Source organism: Modestobacter sp. DSM 44400 (genome assembly GCF_900107175.1).
Taxonomy (GTDB): Bacteria; Actinomycetota; Actinomycetes; order Mycobacteriales; family Geodermatophilaceae; genus Modestobacter.
In genome coordinates, this window is record NZ_FNOZ01000037.1 from 22,348 (window position 1) to 42,307 (window position 19,960).

A 19,960-nucleotide genomic window follows, 5' to 3' on the forward strand; every position below is an offset into this window, starting at 1 on the left:
CCGGCTCGCCGCGGGGAGGGCTCGGGGGACCGAGACCGCAGGACGAAGGAGTCGTCGCGATGACCGAACCCAGCAACAACGTGGAAGCCGCCGGCGAGAAGCTGACCGACGCCGACATGGTCGAGTCCGTCGCCGGCTCGACCGACAGCGCCTCCGAGCACGCCTCCGAGGCCGGCAAGGACTGGGACGGCGACCCGTCGCAGGCGCCCGACCCCCAGGCCTGACCTCCCCGCCGGCGGGCGCCGTCCGCACCCCGGGCGGCGCCTGCGGCCGGCGGGGCTGGTCCGCCGGCCTGTCAGACTGCGGCTGACGCTGCGCCGCAGTCGCCGCCGCTCCCCGCGCCGGGCCGCGCAGCGGCAGAGAGGTGCGGCATGGCACTCGCGTCGGTGGCCGCATCCGTGCCCCGTCCCCGGACGGCGCTGCGCTGGGGCATCCGGCACGGACTGCCGGCCGCGTACCTCTCCCGGGCCGCCCGCCGTGGTGACCTCGTCGGCCGCCTGCTGCGCGACCCTGGCCAGCGGCTCGATCCGTACCCCCTCTACGAGGCGCTGCGGGCGCGGGGCCGGCTGGTCCCGAGCAGCTTGGGGATGGTCACCACGTCCCATGCGGTCGCCACCGAGGTGCTGCGCTCTGGTGACTTCGGGGTGGGCTGGGACCGTTCGGCGGCACCCCGCTGGCTGCAGTGGGGGCTGCGGATGGCCGATGAGCCGGACGCGAGCGGCGTCGCCGAACCGCCGTCCATGCTGGTCGTCGACCCGCCCGACCACACCCGCTACCGCCGCCTGGTCAGCCGGGCCTTCACCCCGCGGGCGACGGCGGCCTTCGAGCCACTCGTGCAGACGACGGCCGACGCGCTGCTCGACCGGCTCGCCCACCGCACCGGGCCGGTCGACCTGGTCGCCGGCTACGCGGCGCAGCTGCCCGTCCTGGTGATCTCGGAGATGCTCGGCGTGCCCGTCGACCGGCGGGAGGACTTCCTGCGGTGGGGCGGCGTCGCGGCCGCCACGCTCGACCCCGGGCTGCCCTTCCCCCGCTACGCAGCCGCCGAGCGGGCGCTGCGCGAGATGCACGGGTTCCTCCGCGGCCACTTCGACCGGCTCCGTCGGCACCCGGGCGACGACCTGGTCAGCCAGCTGGTCGGCCTGACCGGGGAAGAGGCGCTCACCGAACGGGAGCTGCACGCCACGGTGATGTTGCTGCTGGGCGCCGGCTTCGAGACCACCGTCAACCTGCTGGGCAACGCGGTGTTCCTGCTCGACGCGCACCGGGGCCAGTGGGACGCGCTGGTCGCCGATCCCAGCGGCTGGCCGGCGGCCGTCGAGGAGGTGCTGCGCCACGACAGCCCGGTGCAGATCACCGGGCGCAGCGCCACCGCCGACGTCCAGGTGGCCGGCCGCGAGCTGCGGGCCGGAACGCGGGTCACCCTGCTGCTCGGGGCGGCCAACCGTGACCCGGAGCCGTTCGACCTGCCGGCGCGCTTCGATGTCACGCGCGGCAACGCCCGGGAGCACCTGGCGTTCTCCGGCGGCGTGCATTACTGCCTGGGAGCGGGGCTCGCGCGGCTGGAGGCGGTGGTGGGGCTGCGGACGCTCGCCGAGCGATTCCCGGGGCTCCGGGTCGCCGGTGCCCCGGTCCGCCGCGAGCTGCAGACCCTCCGCGGCTTTGAGCACCTCCCGGTCACACTCCAGTGAGCCGGCTGGTCAGGTCCCGAGGACGGCGTGCCGAGCGGCCCCCCACCCGGCCCAGGCCATCGGCAGGAGCAGGACCAGCAGGAGCGCGAGCGGCCAGGACCACCCGCCGGTGACGTCGTGCAGGGCGCCGAACACCACCGGCCCCGCCGCCGCGAGCAGGTAGCCCAGGCACTGGGCCACCCCGCCGAGCCCCGCCGCGACCAGGGGGGTCGCGCTGCGCAGCACGATCAGGGTCAGCGCGAGGGCGAACCCACCACCCTGGGCCAGCCCGAACACGGCGACCCACAGGAAGGTCCCCGTCGACGGCGTCACCAGCAGACCGGTCAGCCCGACCACGTAGGCCAGCAGGAGGACGACCACCAGCGGCCGCTGGCTGCGCATCCGGCCGGCCTGGGTCGGGGCGAGCAGCGCCCCCGCCGCGCCGACGACGTTCGACACCGCCAGCAGCAGCCCGCCCTTGCCGACCGGTACCCCGGCGTCGGCCAGCAGCGTGGGCAACCAGGTGCCGATCGAGTAGAACTGCACGCTCTGCAGACCCAGGAAGACGGTGACCTGGCGGGCGAGCGGGGTGCGCAGCAGCGACCACGCCCCGGGGCCCGCTGGGTCGGCCGGCGTGCGGTCGTGGCGCACCCCGGCCACCGGCAGCCACAGGGCCAGGCCGGCCACGGCCAGCAGCAGCCAGGAGCCCAGTGCGAGCCGCCAGTCGAGCCCCAGCGCCACGCCGATCGGCACGGTGAGCCCGGCCGCCGCCGCCGCGCCGACGTTCAGCGCCGCCGAGTACAGGCCCATCACGGTGCCGGGACGGCGGAACTCCCGCTTGACGTAGGCCGGCATCAGCACGTTGGCCACCGCGATGGCCGCCCCGGCGACGAGGCTGCCGGCGTAGAGGAAGGCCACCGGGCTGAGCAGCCGCAGGGCGATGCCGGCGGCCAGCAGCACCAGCGAGCCCGCGACGGCGGTCTCCAGCCCGATGCGGCGGGCCAGCCGGGGTGCGAAGGGGGCGAACGCGCCGAAGCACAGCACCGGGAGTGCGGTGAGCAGGCCGGCCAGCGCGCTGGTCAGCCCGGTGTCGGCCCGCAGGTCGCGCAGCACCGGGGCAATGCCCACCACGGCCGGGCGCTGGTTGAGCGCGACGACGACCACCGCAGTGCCCAGGAGCAGGGTGGCGCCGCGAGTACGGCCCGTGCCCGGGCCCTCGTCGTCGACCCGGGGGAGGGCTCCCTGCTGCACGCGACCAGCACACCACACCACCGTTGACCGGAGCGGTTATGGGGATGGTCACACGGTCTGATTGAGTGTGCGCAACTGGCACGAGGGAGGGCAGGCGCATGAGCATCCTGGGCACCCGGGTCGTCCGCACGGAGGACCCGCTGTTCCTCACCCGAGGAGCGGTCTACACCGACGACCTGACCGACGAGCGCCTGACCGGGGCGCTGCACGTGACCTTCGTCCGCTCGCAGGTCGCGCACGGCCGGATCCTGTCCGTGGACACCTCGGCGGCGCTCGAGGCGCCCGGGGTGGTGGCGGTCGTGACCGCCACGGACCTCACCGACCTCGCGCCGATCCCGGCGGGCTTCCCGTTCGTCGACAAGGCGGTCATCCGGCCGTGGCTGGCCAGTGACGTCGTGCGCTTCGTCGGCGAACTGATCGCCGTCGTCCTCACCGAGGACCGGTACCAGGGCGAGGACGCCGCCGAGATGGTCGTGGTCGACATCGACCCGCTGCCCGCCGTGGTGGGCACCCAGGCTGCGGCCCGCGACGAGGTGCTGCTGTTCCCCGACGTGGGCACCAACGTGTACGCCGCGTTCGGCGAACCTGCCCCCGAGGACTTCTTCGCCGGGTGCGAGGTCGTGGTCTCCCAGCGGATCGTCAACCAGCGGGTGGCGCCGGTGCCCCTGGAGACCCGGGCGGCCGCGGCCGTCTGGGGCGAGGACGGCCGGGTCACCATCTGGTGCTCCAACCAGGGCGCCCAGGCGGCGAAGATGGAGATCGCCTCCTGGCTCGGGCTCGACCCCTCGCTGGTGCACCTGATCACCCCGGCCGTCGGCGGCGGCTTCGGCGCCAAGATCGGTGCCGACCCCGAGTTCGCGCTCATCGCCCAGGTTGCCAAGATCGTCGGACGGCCGGTGCGCTGGTCGGAGAGCCGCTCGGAGAACCTGGTCGGGATGCTGCACGGTCGCGCGCAGGACCAGGTCGTCACCATCGGCGGCCGCCGCGACGGCACGGTCGAGGCGTACAGCCTGGTGGTCGACCAGGATGCCGGGGCCTACCCGCGGCTCGGGGTGGTGCTGCCCACGCTGACCATGCTGATGGCCGGCGGGGTGTACGCCTTTGCGAAGGTGCATGCCCAGGCCCGCGTGCTGGGCACGAACACGACCTCGATCGGTGCCTACCGCGGTGCCGGCCGGCCGGAGGCGACCGCCGCGGTGGAACGGGCGGTCGACCTGTTCGCCGCCGAGCTCGGCATGGACCCGGCCGACGTGCGCCGGAAGAACGTCATCCCGGCCTTCGACTCCCCGCACACCACCTCCATGGGCGCCACCTACGACACCGGGAACTACGCCGCGGCGCTGGACAAGGCGCTCGAGGCGGCCGGCTACGCCGACCTGCGCGCCGAGCAGGCCCGCCGGCGGGAGGCCGGTGACGTCCGCCAGCTCGGCATCGGGCTGTCGGTCTACGTGGAGATCACCGGCGCCGGCGGCGAGGCCGGCGCGGCCAGCGAGAACGCCACCGTCGAGGTGCACCCCGACGGGACGGCGACCGTCCTGACCGGCACGTCCCCGCACGGGCAGGGTCACGCCACGGCCTGGGCGATGATCGCCAGCGACCAGCTGGGCATCCCGCTGGAAAAGATCACCGTGCTGCACGGTGACACCGACCTGATCCCCCGGGGCGGCGGCACGATGGGCTCGCGCAGCCTCCAGCAGGGCGGCGCCGCCGTGCACCAGGCCGCCGGCGAGCTGGTCGAGCTGGCCAAGAAGCGGGCGGCGGAGAAGCTCGAGGCCAACCCCGAGGACCTGGTCGTCGACCAGGGGCTGGCCGGGCTGGCCGTGCGCGGCACACCGGGCGTCGGGATCACCTTCGCCGAGCTGGCCGCCGACGAGCAGCTGCTCGTACAGACGACGTTCAGTGCCAACGGTCCGACGTTCCCCTTCGGCGCGCACGTGGTCGTCGTCGAGGTCGACGTCGAGTCCGGCAAGACCGAGGTCGTGCGGCTGATCGCCGTCGACGACGCCGGCACGATCCTCAACCCGCTGCTCGCCGACGGGCAGCGGCACGGCGGCTTCGCCCAGGGGGTGGCCCAGGCGCTGCTGGAGGAGGTCCTCTACGACTCCGACGGCAACCCGACGACCTCCACCCTGGCCGACTACCCGTTCATCTCGGCCACCGAGCTGCCCAGCTTCGAGCTGGTCGAGATGGCCACCCCCACCCCGATGAATCCGCTGGGTGCCAAGGGCATCGGCGAGGCCGGGACGATCGGGTCCACCCCGGCGACGCAGAACGCCGTCATCGACGCCGTCGCCCACCTGGGCGTGCGGCACATCGACATGCCCACCACCCCGATGCGGGTGTTCCGGGCGATCCAGCAGGCCCAGCAGGGAGGCAACTGATGCAGGTCTCGATCACCGTCAACGGCCAGCAGCGCACCGACGAGGTCGAGCCGCGGCTGCTGCTGGCGCACTACCTCCGGGAGACGTGCGGGCTCACGGCGACCAACATCGGCTGCGACTCGACGTCCTGCGGGGCGTGCACCGTCGTGGTCGACGGGCTGTCCGTGAAGAGCTGCACCGTGCTGGCGGCGCAGGCCGACGGCGCCCAGGTCACGACACTGGAGGGCCTGGCCGGGTCGGACGGCGAGCTGCACCCGGTGCAGGCCGCCTTCCGGGCCGAGCACGGCCTGCAGTGCGGCTTCTGCACCTCGGGCATGGTGATGGCCGCCATCGGTGTGCTGGCCGACAATCCCGATCCCACCGACCGGGAGGTCCGGGAGGGACTGGAGGGCAACCTCTGTCGCTGCACCGGCTACCACAACATCGTCCGGGCGGTCCGGACGGCGGCGCAGGCCGGGCCGGCCGCCGGGCAGGTCCCGCAGGCGCAGGAGGTCGTCCAGTGATTCCCGCCCCGTTCGAGTACGTCAAGGTCGCCTCCGTCGACGAGGCGCTGTCGGCGCTCGCCGAGCACGGCGAGGACGCCAAGCTGCTGGCCGGTGGCCACTCGCTGCTGCCGATCATGAAACTGCGACTGGCCATCCCCAGCGCGCTGATCGACATCAGCGGCATCGCCGACCTGTCCTACGTGCGGGTGGAGGGTGACGGTGCTGATGCCATCGTCGCGATCGGTGCCGGTACCCGGCACTACGAGCTGGAGCGGGACGAGGTCGCCCGCGCCGAGGTGCCGATGCTGCCGCACGTGGCCGGCCGGGTGGGTGACCCCCAGGTCCGGCACCGCGGCACGATCGGCGGCACCACGGCGCACAGCGACCCGGCGTCCGACCTGCCCACCGCCCTGCTTGCCCTGGGCGGCACCGTGGTGCTGCAGGGGCCGGGCGGTCGCCGAGAGGTTCCGGTGACCGAATTCTGGACCGGGTTCTTCGAGACGGCGATGTCGCCGGACGAGATGGTCGTTGAGCTGCGGGTGCCGCGCACCGGCTCCACCGGGTGGGGCTATGAGAAGTTCACCCGGCGGGAGAACGACTGGCCGATCGTGGCGGCCGCCGCCGTCGGCAGTCGGGGTGGCGGGGCGGGTGGACCGCTTCGCGTCGCGCTGGCCAACATGGCGGGCACGGTGCTGCGCGCGACGGCGACCGAGGAGGCACTGGCCGGCGGTGCCTCGATCGCCGAGGCCGCCGAGCTCGCCGACCAGGGCACCTCGCCGGGCGCCGACATGCACGCCGACGCCGACTACCGCCGGCACCTCGCCCGGCTGCTCACCCGGCGCGCGCTGGAGACGGCCGCGGGCGCCGCCTGAGATCCGCCCGCAACACCTCGGTATTGGAAGCTTTACCGGTAGCTGGGCGGCCGCTTCTTGCCGGTAAAGCTTCCAATACCTAAGCCGAGGGCGGGTCCTTAGTCAGCGGGCGGGGATCAGCATCCCGGCGCCCACCGTGGCGTTGGTGGCCTCGTCGATGAGGATGAACCGGCCGGTGCCCCGGTTGCGCTGGTAGTCGTCGACGAACAGCGGCTGCGTGGTGCGCAGCCGCACCCGGCCGATGTCGTTGAGCCCCAGCTCCAGGCCGCCCTCGGCCTCGGTCTGCCGGTGCAGTGTGTTGATGTCGAGCCGGTACTGCAGCTCCTTGACCACGGCCCGCACCGAACGGGTGGTGTGCTTGACGGCCAGCCGCTGCCGTGGGCGCAGCGGCTGCTCGCTCATCCAGCAGACCAGCGCGTCGACGTCCTGGGTGACCTGGGGAGCGTTGTGCGGCCGGCAGATCAGGTCTCCGCGGGAGACGTCGAGGTCGTCGGTGAGCCGCACGGTCACCGACATGGGTGGGAACGCCTCCTCGAGTGGCCCGTCGGGACCGTCGATCGCGGCGATCGTCGTCGTCAGGCCGCTGGGCAGCACCTGGACCTCGTCACCGGGACGCAGCACCCCGCCGCCGACCCGGCCGGCGTAACCGCGGTAGTCGTGGTGGGCATCGGTCTGCGGCCGGATCACGTACTGCACCGGGAAGCGGGTGTCGACCAGGTTCCGGTCGCTGGCCACGTGCACGTGCTCGATGTGGTGCAGCAGCGAGGTGCCCCCGTACCAGGGCATGTTCACCGAGCGGGTCACCACGTTGTCCCCGGCCAGCGCCGAGATCGGGATGACGGTCAGATCGGGGACGTCGAGCTTGGTGGCGAACGCGGTGAACTCGTCCCGGATCCGCTCGTAGACCTCCTCGGACCAGTCGACGAGGTCCATCTTGTTCACCGCGACGACCAGGTGCGGAACCCGCAGCAGCGAGGCGAGGAAGGCGTGTCGACGGCTCTGCTCGAGCATCCCCTTGCGCGCGTCGACCAGCACGATCGCCAGGTCGGCGGTCGAGGCGCCGGTGACCATGTTCCGGGTGTACTGCACATGCCCGGGGGTGTCGGCCAGGATGAACGTGCGCCGCGGGGTGCTGAAATAGCGGTAGGCGACGTCGATGGTGATGCCCTGCTCGCGCTCGGCCCGCAAGCCGTCGGTCAGCAGCGCCAGGTCCACGTAGTCGCCGCGGCTGGCCCGCTCGATCGCCTCGTACTGGTCCTCGAACACCGCCTTGCTGTCGAACAGCAGCCGCCCGATCAGCGTGCTCTTGCCGTCGTCCACCGAACCGGCGGTGGCGATCCGCAGGATGTCCTTGCGCGCGCCGGCCAGCTCGGCCACCGCTGCTTGCCGGGGAAGACCGCCCATCAGCTGAAGACCTCCGCCTCGTGCCCGGACGAAGTGGAGCGCGGTCCACTCAGCCGGACGCCGGCCCCGGTGCTCATGTGCGCACGCCCGTGCACGCTCCTGGTCTCGACATGGCAACCAGTATCCCCGACCTGGAGAGGACGGATCCTGGCCCTGCAGGGCGGCCGGTGCGCCCCGCCGCGAACCCGGTGGTGTCCGTCCCGACTGGGCGGGAGGCGCACCGGCGCCTACATCGTGCGCAAACCTTGCGCATTCCCGCAGGTGGGCGTGCGGTTGCCTGCCCAGAGTGGCCGGTGTCGGGGGCAATCGCCTCCGATCGGACCAGCGTCGGGGGCGAGCTCACGTGACCATCCACCGTGCCAGATATCACCCCGCAGGTGAGCCGCCGGGACCGCCGGGCGATCGGCCGCGGGGGCTCCGCCGTGGACGGGCGCTCACAGCGCGGCTCGACCACGTGACGGGACCGACGGTGCCGCCGACCGGTGCGCGGGTCGTGGACCGGCGAGACGGCGTGCGCGGGGCGCCCGGGCAGCAGGGACACGGCGGGCTGGTGTTCCTGCTCGTGGCGGCCACCGCACTGATCGCGCTGATCGCCTACGTCGTGCTCGCCGCGGCTCCTGCCGGCCGGCCCCGGACGGCCACTCCGATGGGGCCGACGGCGGCGCAGCCTGCCCCGGTTGCGCCGACCGTCACGGCTCCGCCGACCGGCACGGCTCCGCGTGCGGATACGCCGGTGCGGGAGCCCGTCATGGGCATCTCGGTGCCCACGACCGACGACCTCGACCGGTTCATCGCCGCGACCGGCACGCACCCGGAGGTGGTCGACGTGTTCGAGGGCTGGTCACTGGACCGCCCGCTGGAGCGGGGCATCGCGGACACGGTCGCGGCTCGGGGCGCGCGACTGTCGATCACCTGGGAACCGTGGGACAGCACGGGTTCGCACACCGCGCAGCCGGACTACAGCCTCGCCTCGATAGCCGACGGCGACCATGACGCCTACATCGACATGTTCGCCGAGTCCATCCAGCGCTACGCGCATCCAGTGACCATCCGGCTCATGCACGAGATGAACGGCAACTGGTACCCGTGGGGCAGCGGGGTCAACGGGAACCAGCCGGGGCAGTTCGTGCTCGCCTGGCAACACGTGCACGACCGGTTCGCCGCTCTGGGCGTCAGCAACGTGACGTGGATGTGGGCCCCGAACGGCGTCTTCCGCGGGAGTGCATCGCTGGCCGGCCTGTATCCCGGTGATGCCTACGTGGATCTCGTCGGCATGAGCAACTACAACTGGGGCGACCAGCACCACGACTACTCCACCACGGTGTGGCAGTCGTTCGACTCGCTGTTCGATCCCAGCATCGCTGCGCTGCAGGCGCTGACCGCCAAGCCGATCTGGATCGCCGAGACCGGCAGCAGCAACAGCGGAGGCAGCAAGGCGCAGTGGCTGGCGGACACGTTCGCCGAGCTGCAGCACAGGCCAGATGTCGCCGGCGTCGTGTGGTTCGACCACGTGGACGACGCCCGGAACATCGACTGGCGCATCGAGACCGAGGCAGCTGCCATCGCGGCATGGCACCAGGCGTTCGTCTCCCGCCACATCCTCCCCACTACCAGAAGGGTCGCAGAATGAGCATCGACGTCCACCCCCAGGCCCCACCCGCCTCACTGCCGGAGCGGCGAGAACTCGGCCGGCTGTACGGTCGGGAGCCGTCCACGATCGCGGGAGAGCTCCAGCCGTCCAGCTCCACCGTGCGCTACCGCTCCAACCTCTCCCGCGGACAGCGCATCACGGTGACCGCGATGGGCGGGCTGCACATGGCGCTCGCGGCTGCGCTGGTGGTCTTCCTGATCCTGCCGGCCAACCTACCGAAGCTCAGCTCCAACCCGGTCGTCGCCGCGGTGGCTGTGGCAGGGCTTCTGATGATGGTGGGGCTGCAGGTGATCGCCGGATTGCGAAGCTGGAGTCTCACCTACCACACGCGCGTGGCGCGCGACCCCATCCCCATGGTGGCTCAGCCGGGGCAGAGGGTGGCTGTCCTCACCACCATCGTGCCCGGCAAGGAGCCGGTGGAGCTGGTGATGACCACGCTGCGGGCGATGAAGCGCATCCGCCACGACGGGCTCTTGGACGTGTGGTTGCTGGACGAGGGGAACGACCCCGAGGTGCGACGCCTCTGTGAGGCGATCGGGGTGAAGCACTTCAGCCGTAAGGGCCGGGCGGAGTGGAACACCGACACCGGCCCGTACCGCCGCAAGACCAAGCACGGCAACCACAACAGCTGGCGCGCCGAGCACGAGATGGACTACGACGTGGTGGCCCAGATGGACCCGGACCACGTTCCCTACCCGCACTTCCTGGAGCGGACGCTCGGGTACTTCGCTGACCCGGACACGGCCTTCGTGGTGGCCCCGCAGGTCTATGGGAATCTGAAACAGTCCTTCGTGGCCCGTGGCGCGGCGGAGTCCTCGTACATGTTCCACGGCGTCGTACAGCGCGGCGGCAACGGCCGGCAGGCTCCGATGCTCATCGGCACCAACCACCTCTACCGACCGACGGCCTTCGACCAGATCGGCGGCTACCAGGACTGCATCATCGAGGACCACCTGACGTCCATCGTGCTGTACACCAACACCAACCCGGACACCGGGAACTCGTGGCGTGGCGTCTACACCCCGGACATCCTAGCGGTGGGCGAGGGCCCGGCCACGTACAGCGACTACTTCTCCCAGCAGAAGCGGTGGGCGTACGGCGTCTGGGAGATCGTGCGGCAGTACAGCCCCCGGGTGCTGCCGAAGATGGGGACGAAGCAGCAGATGCTGTCCTTCGTGGCGCTGCAGCTGCACTACCCGATCACCGCCCCCGCGTGGCTGTTCGGGGTCTCGGTGGGGGCGATCTACCTGGTGGGTGGCATCTCCGTCACCCAACTGCCCCTCCACATCTGGGTGACGCTGCTGGGGAGCAACCTGGTGCTGGGATTCTCGCTCGCCCAGTACCTCCGCCGCTTCAACCTCGCTGCGCACGAGCGGCGGAGCTGGGGCCTGGCCGGGATGGTGCTCGACACGGTTACCTTCCCGATCTACATCGCGGCAGCGTTGGCCCAGCTTGCCGGTCGGCCGCTGACGTACGTGGTGACGGCCAAGGGCAGTGCTGCCACCGGCGACACCTGGCGGACCTTCCGTCCGCACATGGTGTGGTTGGCCGTCTCAGGCGGCTCCATCGGGGCCGGGTTGCTCCTGGACCACACAAACGGGTCGCTGATGTTCTGGTCCGCGGTGACTGCGGCGATCTGCCTCACGCCGATGGTCCAGGTGGCGGCCGGCCGGCTCGCCGCGCTGCGCGCGGACACCGTCGAACCGGCCGGCGTGTTGCAACCGGCGTTCGGTTGAGCGGATCGAACGCGTAACCGGGTCGGTCGGTACTGGTCAGCCCCGAGGCCTGACCAGCACCGACCCAGTGGCCCTCGCACGACACGAGTGACCGCGCCACTCCAGAGGTGGCGAGCGAGTGGAGAGGAGCATCATGACGACCGGCGGCTGGCTCCTCGCGTGGCACGACGACTTCGACGGCCCCGCTGGTAGTTTCCCCGACCCCTCCGTGTGGACGGCGGAGCTCGGCGGCGGAGGGTGGGGCAATCGGGAGCTGCAGACCTACACCGACGCGCGGGAGAACGTGGCACTGGACGGGGACGGGCACCTCGTCATCTGCGCCCGCGCCACGACCACGGAGTCGGGTGACGTGCTCTGGACCTCGGCGAGAATCACCACGTCCGGCAAGCGCACCTCGGGGCACGGGCTCTACGAGGTCCGGGCCAGAGTGCCTTCAGGTGTCGGCATCTGGCCTGCGGCATGGACCCTGGGCGAGGACATCGACCAGCTTGGTTGGCCGACGTGCGGTGAAATCGACCTGATCGAGTCTGTCGGGGACGCCACGACCGCACTGCAGACCGTGCACGGTGGGCACCGGGACGCCACGCACTGGCAGCTGGGCGTCACCACCGCGGTGGAGCGACCACTGTGCGAGAGCTTTCACACCTACAGCGCGCAGTGGTTCCCGGACCGCGTCGTCTTCGGCATCGACGGACTCACCACGGGCGTGGTCTCCGCTCGCGACGCCACCGGTGACGACGTCTGGCCGTTCCCCGGCCAGCAGTACCTGTTGCTCAACGTGGCAGTGGGAGGAACCCTGCCGGGTCCACCGGACGCCTCGACGCCGCCGGTGACCTCACTCGTCGTCGACTGGGTACGGTGCTCCGTGCAAGCCTGAGTGGCGCAGCCGGTGGATCCCCGGTGCACCGGCACCGATCAGAAGTACCCCTCCTTCTTGCGGTCCTCCATGGCGGCCTCGCTGACCTTGTCGTCGCCCCGGGTCGCGCCGCGCTCGGTCAGCCGGGTCACCGAGATCTCGGCGATCACCTCGGCGACCGTGGTGGCGGTGGAGCGCACGGCGGCGGTCAAGTTGGCGTCGCCCACGGTGCGGTAGCGGACGGACTCACGCAGGACCGGCTCCCCCTCGCGGGGGGTGATGAACTCGTTGACCGCGTAGAGCATCCCGCCCCGGTCGACGACGTCGCGTTCGCGGGCGAGGTACAGCCCGGGGATGCCGATCTCCTCACTCGCGATGTAGGCCCAGATGTCCAGCTCGGTCCAGTTGGACAGCGGGAAAACCCGGATCGACTCGCCCTGGTGGATGCGGCCGTTGTAGAGGTCCCACAGCTCGGGTCGCTGGTTCTTCGGGTCCCACTGACCGAACTCGTCGCGGAAGGAGAACATCCGCTCCTTGGCGCGGGCCTTGTCCTCGTCCCGGCGGGCGCCGCCGAACAGCGCGGTGAACCCGTGCTCCTCCACGGCGTCCAGCAGCACCGGGGTCTGGATCCGATTGCGGGAGCCGTTGGGCTCCTCCTGCACCGTGCCGGCGGCGATGGCGTCGGGCACCGAGGCCACGACCAGCTCGACGCCGAGCTCGGCGACCCGCTTGTCGCGGAACTCGAGGACCTCAGGGAAGTTCAGGCCGGTGTCGACGTGCATCACCGGGAACGGTATGCGGGCCGGGGTGAAGGCCTTGCGGGCCAGCTCCAGCATCACGAGGGAGTCCTTGCCGCCGGAGAACAGCAGCACCGGGCGTTCGCACTCGGCGGCGACCTCGCGCATCACGTGGAGGGACTCGGCCTCCAGCGTCTGCAGCTGGGTGAGCCGGTAGTCAGGGGTGGTCACGCAGCGAGCTCCCGGAGGTCGGCGGGCAGGGGCCACCCGGCTGGAGGACAGGTCCTTCGCAGGCAACCCACCGGCGGTGGTGCAGATTCCGGCACCAGTGTCCGGCATGGGCACCGGCGGTGGAGAGCCGGCCGTCAGTCCCCGGCCGGGCGCACGGCGGTGGCGTCGGTGGGGCGCCCCGGCGGGGCGTGCCGCCCGACGGCGTCGGTGATGGCGCCGAACAGGGCCTCGCTGCGGTCGGGCCGGGGGACGACGAACACCCCGGAGGCGGCGACCAGCGCCCGCTCGGGTTCGGCCGCGGCGGCGATCGTGCCGGTCACCACGGTCTTGCGCCCGGCGTCCTCGGTCACCCGGGCGCGCAGCACCAGCATGGTCTCCAACGGCACGGGTCCGCGGTAGTCCAGCTCCAGGTGCACGGTCATGCCCCACAGGCCCCTGGCGATGGTTGCGGCCCCGAGTAGCTGGTCCATGAGCAGCGCGCTGACACCACCGTGCACGAAGCTCGGCGGCCCCTCGTAGGCCAGTCCCAGGACCACCTCGCCAACGACCCCGTCGCCCTCGGCCCGGACGTCCAGCGGCGGGGCCAGGGCGCTGCCGATGCCCGACACCGGGTTGTAGACACGGAAGAAGCGGACCGGGTCGTCCAGAGCGGGCAGCTCGGTGCGAGCCCGGCGGGTGCGGCTCAGCCCGGCGGTGACCTGCCGGGCGGCCGCGGCGGCCGCCCGGAGCGCGGCCGGGTCCGCCTGGGTCGTCACCGAGGCGTCGACCAGTTCGCGCAGCGCGCTGCCCAGGTCGGTGACGGCGGCCAGCAGGTCGGCGTCGCCGCCGGTGTCGGTCCCGGGGGTGTCCACCCCCGGATTGGACACCTCCGGCGGTGCGGCCCGGTCAGCCGGGTGGGCCGGCCGGCGCCGCGGCGGGACCGGAGCGGGGCAGCCGGACGGCGAACGTCGCCCCCGCGCCCGGTGCGGTCGTGAGGTCTACCCCGCCACCGTGTGCGCCGACCAGCGAGGCGACGATCGACAGGCCGAGGCCCGAGCCACCGGCCGCGCGAGTGCGGGCGGTGTCGGCCCGGTAGAAGCGCTCGAACACGCGCTGGGCATCGGCGGGGGCCAGTCCCGGACCCTCGTCGGTGACCGAGACGACCACGGTGCCGGGGTCGGCCGGGTCCTCCGACAGCCGCACGGTGACCTTGGCGTCGACCGGGGTGTGGGTCAGCGCGTTGGTGACCAGGTTGCCCAGCACCTGGCGCAGCCGGGCCTCGTCCCCCACCACGACCGGCGCGTCGGTGAGGGAGGCGTCCAGATGCAGGCCGATCGGCCGGTCCGGCTGCACAGCCCGCGCGTCGTGGACGGCGTCCCCGGCCAGCTCGGTGAGGTCCACCGGCGCCAGGGTCAGCGGGCGCTGCTGGTCCAGCCGCGCCAGCTGCAGCAGGTCCTCGACCAGCGTGCTCATCCGGGTGGACTCGGACTCGATGCGCTGCATGAGCCGGCGGGTGTCCTCGGGCCCGGAGGCCGCGCCCTGGCGGTGCAGCTCGGCGAAGCCCCGGATGGAGGTCAGCGGCGTCCGCAGCTCGTGGCTGGCGTCGGCGACGAACCGGCGCATCCGGCTCTCGGAGGCCCGGGCCTGCTCCTCGGACTCCTGCTGGGCACGGAACGAGCCCTCGATCCGGCCCAGCATGCCGTTGAGCGCAGTGGACAGTCGCCCGACCTCCGTGCGGTCGTCGCCCTCGGGCACGCGGCGGGACAGGTCGCCGCCGGCGATCGCCTGGGCGGTGTGCTCCACCTCGACCAGCGGCCGCAGGCTGTTGCGCACCAGGAGATAGCCGGCTATGCCGAGCGCGGCCAGCACCAGCAACCCCACGACCACCTCGATGGTCACCAGATGGCCGAGGACGGCGTTGTCGTCGGCCAGGTCGATGCCCACCGCGACAACCAGGCCGTCGGTGACCTCGGTCGCCAGCAGCCGCCAGGACGTGCTGCGGTCGGCGGCGCGCAGGGTGAACGGCGCGTCGTCGTACTGGTCCACCGTGGCCGGGGAGATCTCCGAGACGTCGGGCAGCGAGGCGTCGGGGGTGCGGGGGCCTTTGAACACCCGGGCGTCACCGGAGAGCGGGATGCAGGCAACGTAGCCGCCACCGAACTGGAAGACCCGCATCGTGCAGCTCTGCACGGTGCTGGACGGGTCGCGGTCCAGCTCCTGGGCGGAGCTACGCAGCTGGGCGTCCTGCTGGCCGACCAGGTACCCGCGCAGCAGCGAGGTGGCGGCGAAGCCGGTCACGACGAGGGCGAGGGTCACCAGCGCCATGAGCAGGGCGACCAGGGTGATCCGCAGCGGGACGCGGGGAGCCCGCGGTGAGGGCGCGGGACCCGGTCCGGGGAACGGCGGATCGTCGTCCGGACGGCGCTGGTCGGAGATCGCGCCCGCGCTGACCGCCCGGTCCTCCGCGAGCTCGTTCACGTCCCGCGCGGCAGCCGCAGCGAGTAGCCGACGCCGCGCAGGGTGTGCAGCAGACGCGGCTCGGTGGTGTCGATCTTGCGGCGCAGGTAGGAGATGTAGGACTCCACGACGTTGGCCTCGCCGTTGAAGTCGTAGTTCCACACGTGATCGAGGATCTGCGCCTTGGACAGCACCCGCCCGGCGTTGGTCATCAGGTAGCGCAGCAGCTTGAACTCGGTGGGGGAGAGGCTGACCAGCTTCCCGGCCTTGAGGACCTCGTGGGACTCCTCGTCCAGCTCGATGTCGGCGAACGTGAGGCGGGGGGCCTCGCTGGCGCGCTGCGCGGTCTGGCTGCGCCGTAGCACCGCACGGATCCGGGCGAGCACCTCGTCAAGGCTGAACGGCTTGGTGACGTAGTCGTCGCCGCCGAGGGTCAAACCGGTGACCTTGTCCTCGGCGGCGTCGCGCGCGGTGAGGAACAGGACCGGCGTGTGGGTGCCGTTCTGGCGCAGCCGGCGGACGACGCCGAAGCCGTCGAGCCCGGGCATCATCACGTCGAGCACCAGCAGGTCGGGGCGGAACTCGGCAGCCACGGTGAGCGCCTGCTGGCCGTCGGGCGCGGTGGCCACCTCGAAGCCGGCGTAGCGGAGGCTGGCCGACAGCAGCTCCCGGATGTTCGGTTCGTCGTCGACCACGAGCAGCCGGGCCTCCGGCGTCTGGGCACTGCGGCTGCTGCTGGTCACGGCCCCTCCCGAGGAACCCTGTGCGGCGGTCGACGTCATGCGTCGACGGTCGGGCGCGGGGCTGCGGCTGCCCTGGACATTACCTGTGAGAAGGCTGGGGATGCGCTCGCTGGGACCTGGGTCAGTCCGCGACGGAGGCGGCCCGGCCGCGGCGCCAGTACCCGATGGCGTGGTGCTGCGTGCGGCGCAGCCCCCAGCGTCCGCGCAGGTCCGCCCGGATCTCCCGGACGGCCGCGGACTCGGCGCCCACCCAGGCGAATACGTCGTCTCCGCCGGGCGGCTGCAGGGCGGCGACGGCGTCGGCGAGGAGCGTGCCGGTACCGGGAACGGCGCCGGCGCGGTGCAGCCAGCGCACCTCCACCCCGGCCGGCGCCGGGAGGGGCTGCTGCTCCTCCGGCCCGGCCACCTCGACCAACGCCACCCCGCGGGTCGTGGGTGCCGCGGCGCCGAGGATGCGGCCGATCGCCGGCAGCGCGGTCTCGTCGCCGACCAGCAGCACCCATCCGGCCGTGGCCTCGCCCAGCGACGCCGCGCTGGCCACACCCAGCAGGTCACCGGGCCGGGCGGCCGTGGCCCACGTGGCCGCGGGCCCGTCACCGTGCAGGACGAAGTCGACGTCCAGCTCGCCGGCGGGCGGGTCCTGACGCTTCGCGGTGTACCGGCGCATGCTCACGCCGTGGCTGCCCTGCGGCCAGACGATCCGGCCGTCCCGGGCCACCTGGGGCCACACGGGGGAGCGGTCGGCCACCCGGGGGACGAGCAGGGAGAGGGTCGGCCCGGCGGCCGCCACGACGTCGGCCGGCGCGGTCAGGGTCACCCGGCGGACGGCGGGAGTCACGGTCGTCACGGCGACGACGGTCAGGACGTCGACCGGGCGCAGGCCCTCGGGGGTGCTCACGGGAGCCCAGCGTAAACGGGCCGACCCGACCGGCCCCGGGGGAATGGGGCCGACCGGGCCGGCGATCGCGGACGGGCTGGTCACTCGCTGTCACGGAGCCGAAGCCCTGGTCAGCGGAGCTGTGCTGCACACCCCGTAGAGCACGCACGCTACGTGACCGATCGACGGTCGGCACAGCCCGGACGGCGTACTCCCCCGATCGGGTGAGAGCTCAGGTGGCCGATCCGCTCCGACCGTGCTCCGGGGGCGCACCGACTCGGCGTCCGGCGCGCTCATGTGTGCGTCCCTCCGCTGCCGGGCAGGCAGCAGGTCCGTACCGAGAAGGAGGCCGACGATGGCGGACGAGCTGGAGAAGGGCGACCAGGTCAGCTGGCAGAGCCACGGCAACGAGGTCGAGGGCACCGTCACCCGGGCGATCACCGAGGACACCGAGGCGTCCGGTCGCATCGTGCGGGCCAGTCCAGACGAGTCGCAGTACGAGGTGGCGAGCGACAAGACGGGCAGGACCGCCGTCCACAAGCCCAGCGCACTGGACAAGGACTGACGCACTGGACAAGGACTGACCGGCCCCGGCCGGAGGAGGAGGACCCCATGAGCGAGAACGACGACGTCTTTGCGGGCACGTCCGCGCGGAGCACCAAGCACAGCGCACGGGAGGACGACGAGCTCAAGCACGAGGTCGAGGGCATGGTGCGCGCCGGCCGCTCGACCCACGCGGAGGAGTGGAACGACCCGGAGCCGGTCGCCGAGGGGGAGCCCGACGTCGACTCCTCGCCGGCGGACACGCTGGTCGGTGGCGTGCCGGTCGGGATGTCGCCGGACGCAGTGGTGGCCCGAGCCGAACTCGCACGGTGGCTGGTCCGGGCCGACTTCCCGAACACCGGCGCCGTCCTGGTCGAGGCCGCCCGCGACCACCGGGCTCCCGACGCGGTGGCCGACGAACTGTCCCGGCTGCCCGCGGACGAGGTCTACGAGCGGGTCGGCGACGTGGTGCGGGCGCTGGGGTACCCGACCGAGACCTGAACGCACTCCGGTGGGGAACCGGAACGCCTGCGGCGGCCCTGAGTGCACCTCCGGTGTGTGGCTCGGCCACCGTGCGGCGGGCTGATTCAAACGGCCGGCGGTGCCGCCCGCAGGCGGGCGGCACCGCCACCCGGGCTCTCGACCGGTGGCCGGCTCAGTGGCCGGCCCAGTGCTGTACCTGCTCGTCGGCCTGCGCCTCGCCGCGGTCGGTGTCCGGCGCGTTCCAGTCGCCGGACCGGTCGCCGCTGTGGTCGTCGGCCCGGTCCTCTGCTTCTTCCTGCGCGATCTCCTCGGCGCCCCGCCGGCGGAACAGCTTGGACCCGGGGAAGCCCTTCACCACCTGACGCATGTCCTGCACCGTGTCCAGCAGGTCGTGCACGTCCGGGACGACGGCTCCCAGGGTGGTCAGCACCGGCAGCACGTCCTCGTCGAGGTGCACCACCAGTCGGGGGAGCCGGTCGACCAGGGTGATGAGCGCCTGCACCTCGTCGGGGTCCAGCTGTGCGGCGAAGCGGGTGATCGCGGGCTCGAACGCCGCCAGCGCCGGACGGTAGGCATCCAGCAGTGGCGTGACGCTGTCCAGCATGGCCTGGGCCCGGTCCAGCGCGCCGTCCGCGGCCGAGGTCGTTCCGCCCACCGCGGCGACCAGCTCGTCGGCGGCGTGGTTGGTGGCGCGGATGGTGGTGATCGCCTCGTCGGCGGCCTGGTTGGTCTGCCGGATGGTGGTGATGGCGTCGTCGGCGGCGTGGTTGGTCTGCCGGATGGTGGTGATGGCGTCGTCGGCGGCGTGGTTGGTGGCGCGGATGGTGGTGATCGCCTCGTCGGCGGCCTGGTTGGTCTGCCCGACGCTGGAGATCGCCTCGTCGGCCCTGGCCCGGGACTGGGCGACGTCGGCTATCGCCTGATCGGCCAGGAGACGGCTCTCGTCCACTCCGGCGATGGCCACCTCGGCGAGCTCCACCACGGACTCGATGCGGTCCAGCAGTCCACCGACCCGGTCCACGACGCCCTCCATGGCGCCGACGGCGGCGGCCACCCGGGGCAGCAGCGCGAGCGCCTCGGTGACGCCGGACCGCAGGCCCCCGGCTGCGTGGAACACGTCGGTGGGGCCGGGGAACGGGAGCTTCACCCGCCGGACGCTACGTGCGCCGGCTGGCCTCCGCCGCACGAGCGCGCACGGTCGCGACGCGCTGGTCCGCGCGCCCGCCCGGATCCTGGGCCGATTCCCCGTATCCTGACGGCTACCGCGGGTAGCGGCCGCACCGGCCGGTGGCGCGGACGACGGGGAACGGCCGCCAGGAGCGAGGTTGTCCCGGGTCTCGTGGAAGTTGAGGTGGCGGTCCCCCGCCTGCACCGGCCGTGAGGTAGGTGTTGGGCGTCCGCCAAGACTCCATCCGAACAGGGGACCGCCGTGAGCAAGACCTACCAGAAGACCGAGACCGACACACCGGACGCGCCCGGGGTGGCCGTGCCCGAGCGGGTGAGCGTGGCGATGGCTGAGATCGCCGAATCGATGCAGGAGGGGCTGCTGGCCCTGGCGGTTGGCGCCGGGATGCAGGTGATGAACGCGCTGATGGAGGCCGACG

Annotated in this window: 18 protein-coding genes and 1 pseudogene; 11 read left to right on the plus strand and 8 right to left on the minus strand. The window is 72.6% G+C overall.

Features of this window, described 5'->3' with window-relative positions:
• Positions 1 to 59 precede the first annotated feature (59 nt).
• Positions 60 to 224, plus strand: a complete 165-nt coding sequence (locus BLW04_RS26930) for a hypothetical protein (RefSeq protein ID WP_175484140.1) — start codon at positions 60 to 62, stop codon at positions 222 to 224.
• Positions 225 to 371: 147 nt separating this feature from the next.
• Positions 372 to 1,691 carry a cytochrome P450 gene (locus BLW04_RS18635; RefSeq protein ID WP_091544758.1) on the plus strand — a complete coding sequence of 440 codons (1,320 nt, stop codon included), beginning with the start codon at positions 372 to 374 and terminating at the stop codon, positions 1,689 to 1,691.
• 9 nt (positions 1,692 to 1,700) lie between these two features.
• On the opposite strand, the gene BLW04_RS18640 is transcribed toward BLW04_RS18635, so the two are convergent.
• The gene (locus BLW04_RS18640; RefSeq protein WP_217631113.1) at positions 1,701 to 2,921 is read right to left on the minus strand and encodes an MFS transporter; all 1,221 of its coding nucleotides are present in this window, start codon (positions 2,919 to 2,921) and stop codon (positions 1,701 to 1,703) included.
• A gap of 98 nt (positions 2,922 to 3,019) precedes the next feature.
• On the opposite strand from BLW04_RS18640, the gene BLW04_RS18645 reads away from it, so the two are divergent.
• Genes BLW04_RS18645 through BLW04_RS18655 form a run of 3 tightly spaced genes read left to right on the plus strand, consistent with a single transcriptional unit; the run spans position 3,020 to position 6,659 of the window.
• Positions 3,020 to 5,302, plus strand: a complete 2,283-nt coding sequence (locus BLW04_RS18645) for a xanthine dehydrogenase family protein molybdopterin-binding subunit (RefSeq protein WP_091544760.1) — start codon at positions 3,020 to 3,022, stop codon at positions 5,300 to 5,302.
• A complete protein-coding gene (locus tag BLW04_RS18650) occupies positions 5,302 to 5,805 on the plus strand; it encodes a (2Fe-2S)-binding protein (RefSeq protein WP_091544762.1) in 504 nt (167 codons plus the stop codon). The genes BLW04_RS18645 and BLW04_RS18650 overlap by 1 nt, the downstream gene beginning before the upstream one ends.
• Positions 5,802 to 6,659: an FAD binding domain-containing protein gene (locus tag BLW04_RS18655; RefSeq protein ID WP_091544763.1), complete on the plus strand. Its 858-nt coding sequence runs from the start codon at positions 5,802 to 5,804 to the stop codon at positions 6,657 to 6,659. The genes BLW04_RS18650 and BLW04_RS18655 overlap by 4 nt, the downstream gene beginning before the upstream one ends.
• 102 nt (positions 6,660 to 6,761) lie before the next feature.
• Here the strand turns inward: BLW04_RS18655 and BLW04_RS18660 are convergent, their stop codons facing one another.
• A complete protein-coding gene (locus tag BLW04_RS18660) occupies positions 6,762 to 8,063 on the minus strand; it encodes a sulfate adenylyltransferase subunit 1 (protein ID WP_091544765.1) in 1,302 nt (433 codons plus the stop codon).
• 454 nt (positions 8,064 to 8,517) lie between these two features.
• Between BLW04_RS18660 and BLW04_RS18665 the strand changes: the two genes are divergently transcribed.
• From BLW04_RS18665 to BLW04_RS18675, 3 genes are all read left to right on the plus strand, one after another.
• Complete coding sequence (locus BLW04_RS18665) at positions 8,518 to 9,693, plus strand: glycoside hydrolase family 26 protein (RefSeq protein WP_091544767.1); 1,176 nt, start codon at positions 8,518 to 8,520, stop codon at positions 9,691 to 9,693.
• Positions 9,690 to 11,450 (plus strand): glycosyltransferase family 2 protein, encoded by a 1,761-nt coding sequence (locus tag BLW04_RS18670; protein WP_091544769.1) that lies wholly within the window; start codon positions 9,690 to 9,692, stop codon positions 11,448 to 11,450. The genes BLW04_RS18665 and BLW04_RS18670 overlap by 4 nt, the downstream gene beginning before the upstream one ends.
• 133 nt (positions 11,451 to 11,583) lie before the next feature.
• Entirely contained in the window at positions 11,584 to 12,327 is a 744-nt protein-coding gene (locus BLW04_RS18675) for a glycoside hydrolase family 16 protein (RefSeq protein WP_091544771.1), read from the plus strand.
• A 38-nt stretch (positions 12,328 to 12,365) separates the two neighbouring features.
• On the opposite strand, the gene cysD is transcribed toward BLW04_RS18675, so the two are convergent.
• From cysD to BLW04_RS18700, 5 genes are all read right to left on the minus strand, one after another.
• Positions 12,366 to 13,274 (minus strand): sulfate adenylyltransferase subunit CysD, encoded by a 909-nt coding sequence (cysD, locus tag BLW04_RS18680; RefSeq protein WP_091544773.1) that lies wholly within the window; start codon positions 13,272 to 13,274, stop codon positions 12,366 to 12,368.
• 134 nt (positions 13,275 to 13,408) lie between these two features.
• Positions 13,409 to 14,125, minus strand: a complete 717-nt coding sequence (locus BLW04_RS18685) for a PaaI family thioesterase (protein WP_091544775.1) — start codon at positions 14,123 to 14,125, stop codon at positions 13,409 to 13,411.
• A 34-nt stretch (positions 14,126 to 14,159) separates the two neighbouring features.
• Positions 14,160 to 15,731, minus strand: a complete 1,572-nt coding sequence (locus tag BLW04_RS18690; protein ID WP_254781778.1) for a sensor histidine kinase — start codon at positions 15,729 to 15,731, stop codon at positions 14,160 to 14,162.
• On the minus strand, positions 15,728 to 16,453 hold the full coding sequence (locus BLW04_RS18695; RefSeq protein ID WP_091544778.1) for a response regulator transcription factor: 726 nt from the start codon (positions 16,451 to 16,453) through the stop codon (positions 15,728 to 15,730). The genes BLW04_RS18690 and BLW04_RS18695 overlap by 4 nt, the downstream gene beginning before the upstream one ends.
• A gap of 121 nt (positions 16,454 to 16,574) precedes the next feature.
• The gene (locus BLW04_RS18700) at positions 16,575 to 17,351 is read right to left on the minus strand and encodes a siderophore-interacting protein (protein ID WP_091544780.1); all 777 of its coding nucleotides are present in this window, start codon (positions 17,349 to 17,351) and stop codon (positions 16,575 to 16,577) included.
• Between the two features lie 334 nt (positions 17,352 to 17,685).
• Between BLW04_RS18700 and BLW04_RS18705 the strand changes: the two genes are divergently transcribed.
• On the plus strand, positions 17,686 to 17,895 hold the full coding sequence (locus BLW04_RS18705; protein ID WP_091544782.1) for a hypervirulence associated TUDOR domain-containing protein: 210 nt from the start codon (positions 17,686 to 17,688) through the stop codon (positions 17,893 to 17,895).
• A gap of 47 nt (positions 17,896 to 17,942) precedes the next feature.
• Positions 17,943 to 18,374 carry a DUF2795 domain-containing protein gene (locus BLW04_RS18710; RefSeq protein ID WP_091544784.1) on the plus strand — a complete coding sequence of 144 codons (432 nt, stop codon included), beginning with the start codon at positions 17,943 to 17,945 and terminating at the stop codon, positions 18,372 to 18,374.
• Positions 18,375 to 18,528: 154 nt separating this feature from the next.
• Here BLW04_RS18710 and BLW04_RS18715 read toward each other — a convergent pair whose 3' ends face one another.
• Positions 18,529 to 19,503, minus strand: a complete 975-nt coding sequence (locus BLW04_RS18715; protein WP_175484141.1) for a methyl-accepting chemotaxis protein — start codon at positions 19,501 to 19,503, stop codon at positions 18,529 to 18,531.
• Positions 19,504 to 19,785: 282 nt separating this feature from the next.
• Between BLW04_RS18715 and BLW04_RS26095 the strand changes: the two are divergent.
• Positions 19,786 to 19,960: pseudogene (locus BLW04_RS26095) on the plus strand (IS256 family transposase); the annotation flags it as partial.

What these genes read in the sequence shown, in the direction of transcription:
- BLW04_RS18645 (WP_091544760.1), top strand. Translation starts at nt 3,020, where the DNA reads ATGAGCATCCTGGGCACCCGGGTCGTCCGCACGGAGGACCCGCTGTTC.
- BLW04_RS18705 (WP_091544782.1), top strand. Translation starts at nt 17,686, where the DNA reads ATGGCGGACGAGCTGGAGAAGGGCGACCAGGTCAGCTGGCAGAGCCAC.
- BLW04_RS18650 (WP_091544762.1), top strand. Translation starts at nt 5,302, where the DNA reads ATGCAGGTCTCGATCACCGTCAACGGCCAGCAGCGCACCGACGAGGTC.
- BLW04_RS18635 (WP_091544758.1), top strand. Translation starts at nt 372, where the DNA reads ATGGCACTCGCGTCGGTGGCCGCATCCGTGCCCCGTCCCCGGACGGCG.
- BLW04_RS18710 (WP_091544784.1), top strand. Translation starts at nt 17,943, where the DNA reads ATGAGCGAGAACGACGACGTCTTTGCGGGCACGTCCGCGCGGAGCACC.
- BLW04_RS18675 (WP_091544771.1), top strand. Translation starts at nt 11,584, where the DNA reads ATGACGACCGGCGGCTGGCTCCTCGCGTGGCACGACGACTTCGACGGC.
- BLW04_RS18670 (WP_091544769.1), top strand. Translation starts at nt 9,690, where the DNA reads ATGAGCATCGACGTCCACCCCCAGGCCCCACCCGCCTCACTGCCGGAG.
- BLW04_RS18660 (WP_091544765.1), bottom strand. Translation starts at nt 8,063, where the DNA reads ATGGGCGGTCTTCCCCGGCAAGCAGCGGTGGCCGAGCTGGCCGGCGCG.
- BLW04_RS26930 (WP_175484140.1), top strand. Translation starts at nt 60, where the DNA reads ATGACCGAACCCAGCAACAACGTGGAAGCCGCCGGCGAGAAGCTGACC.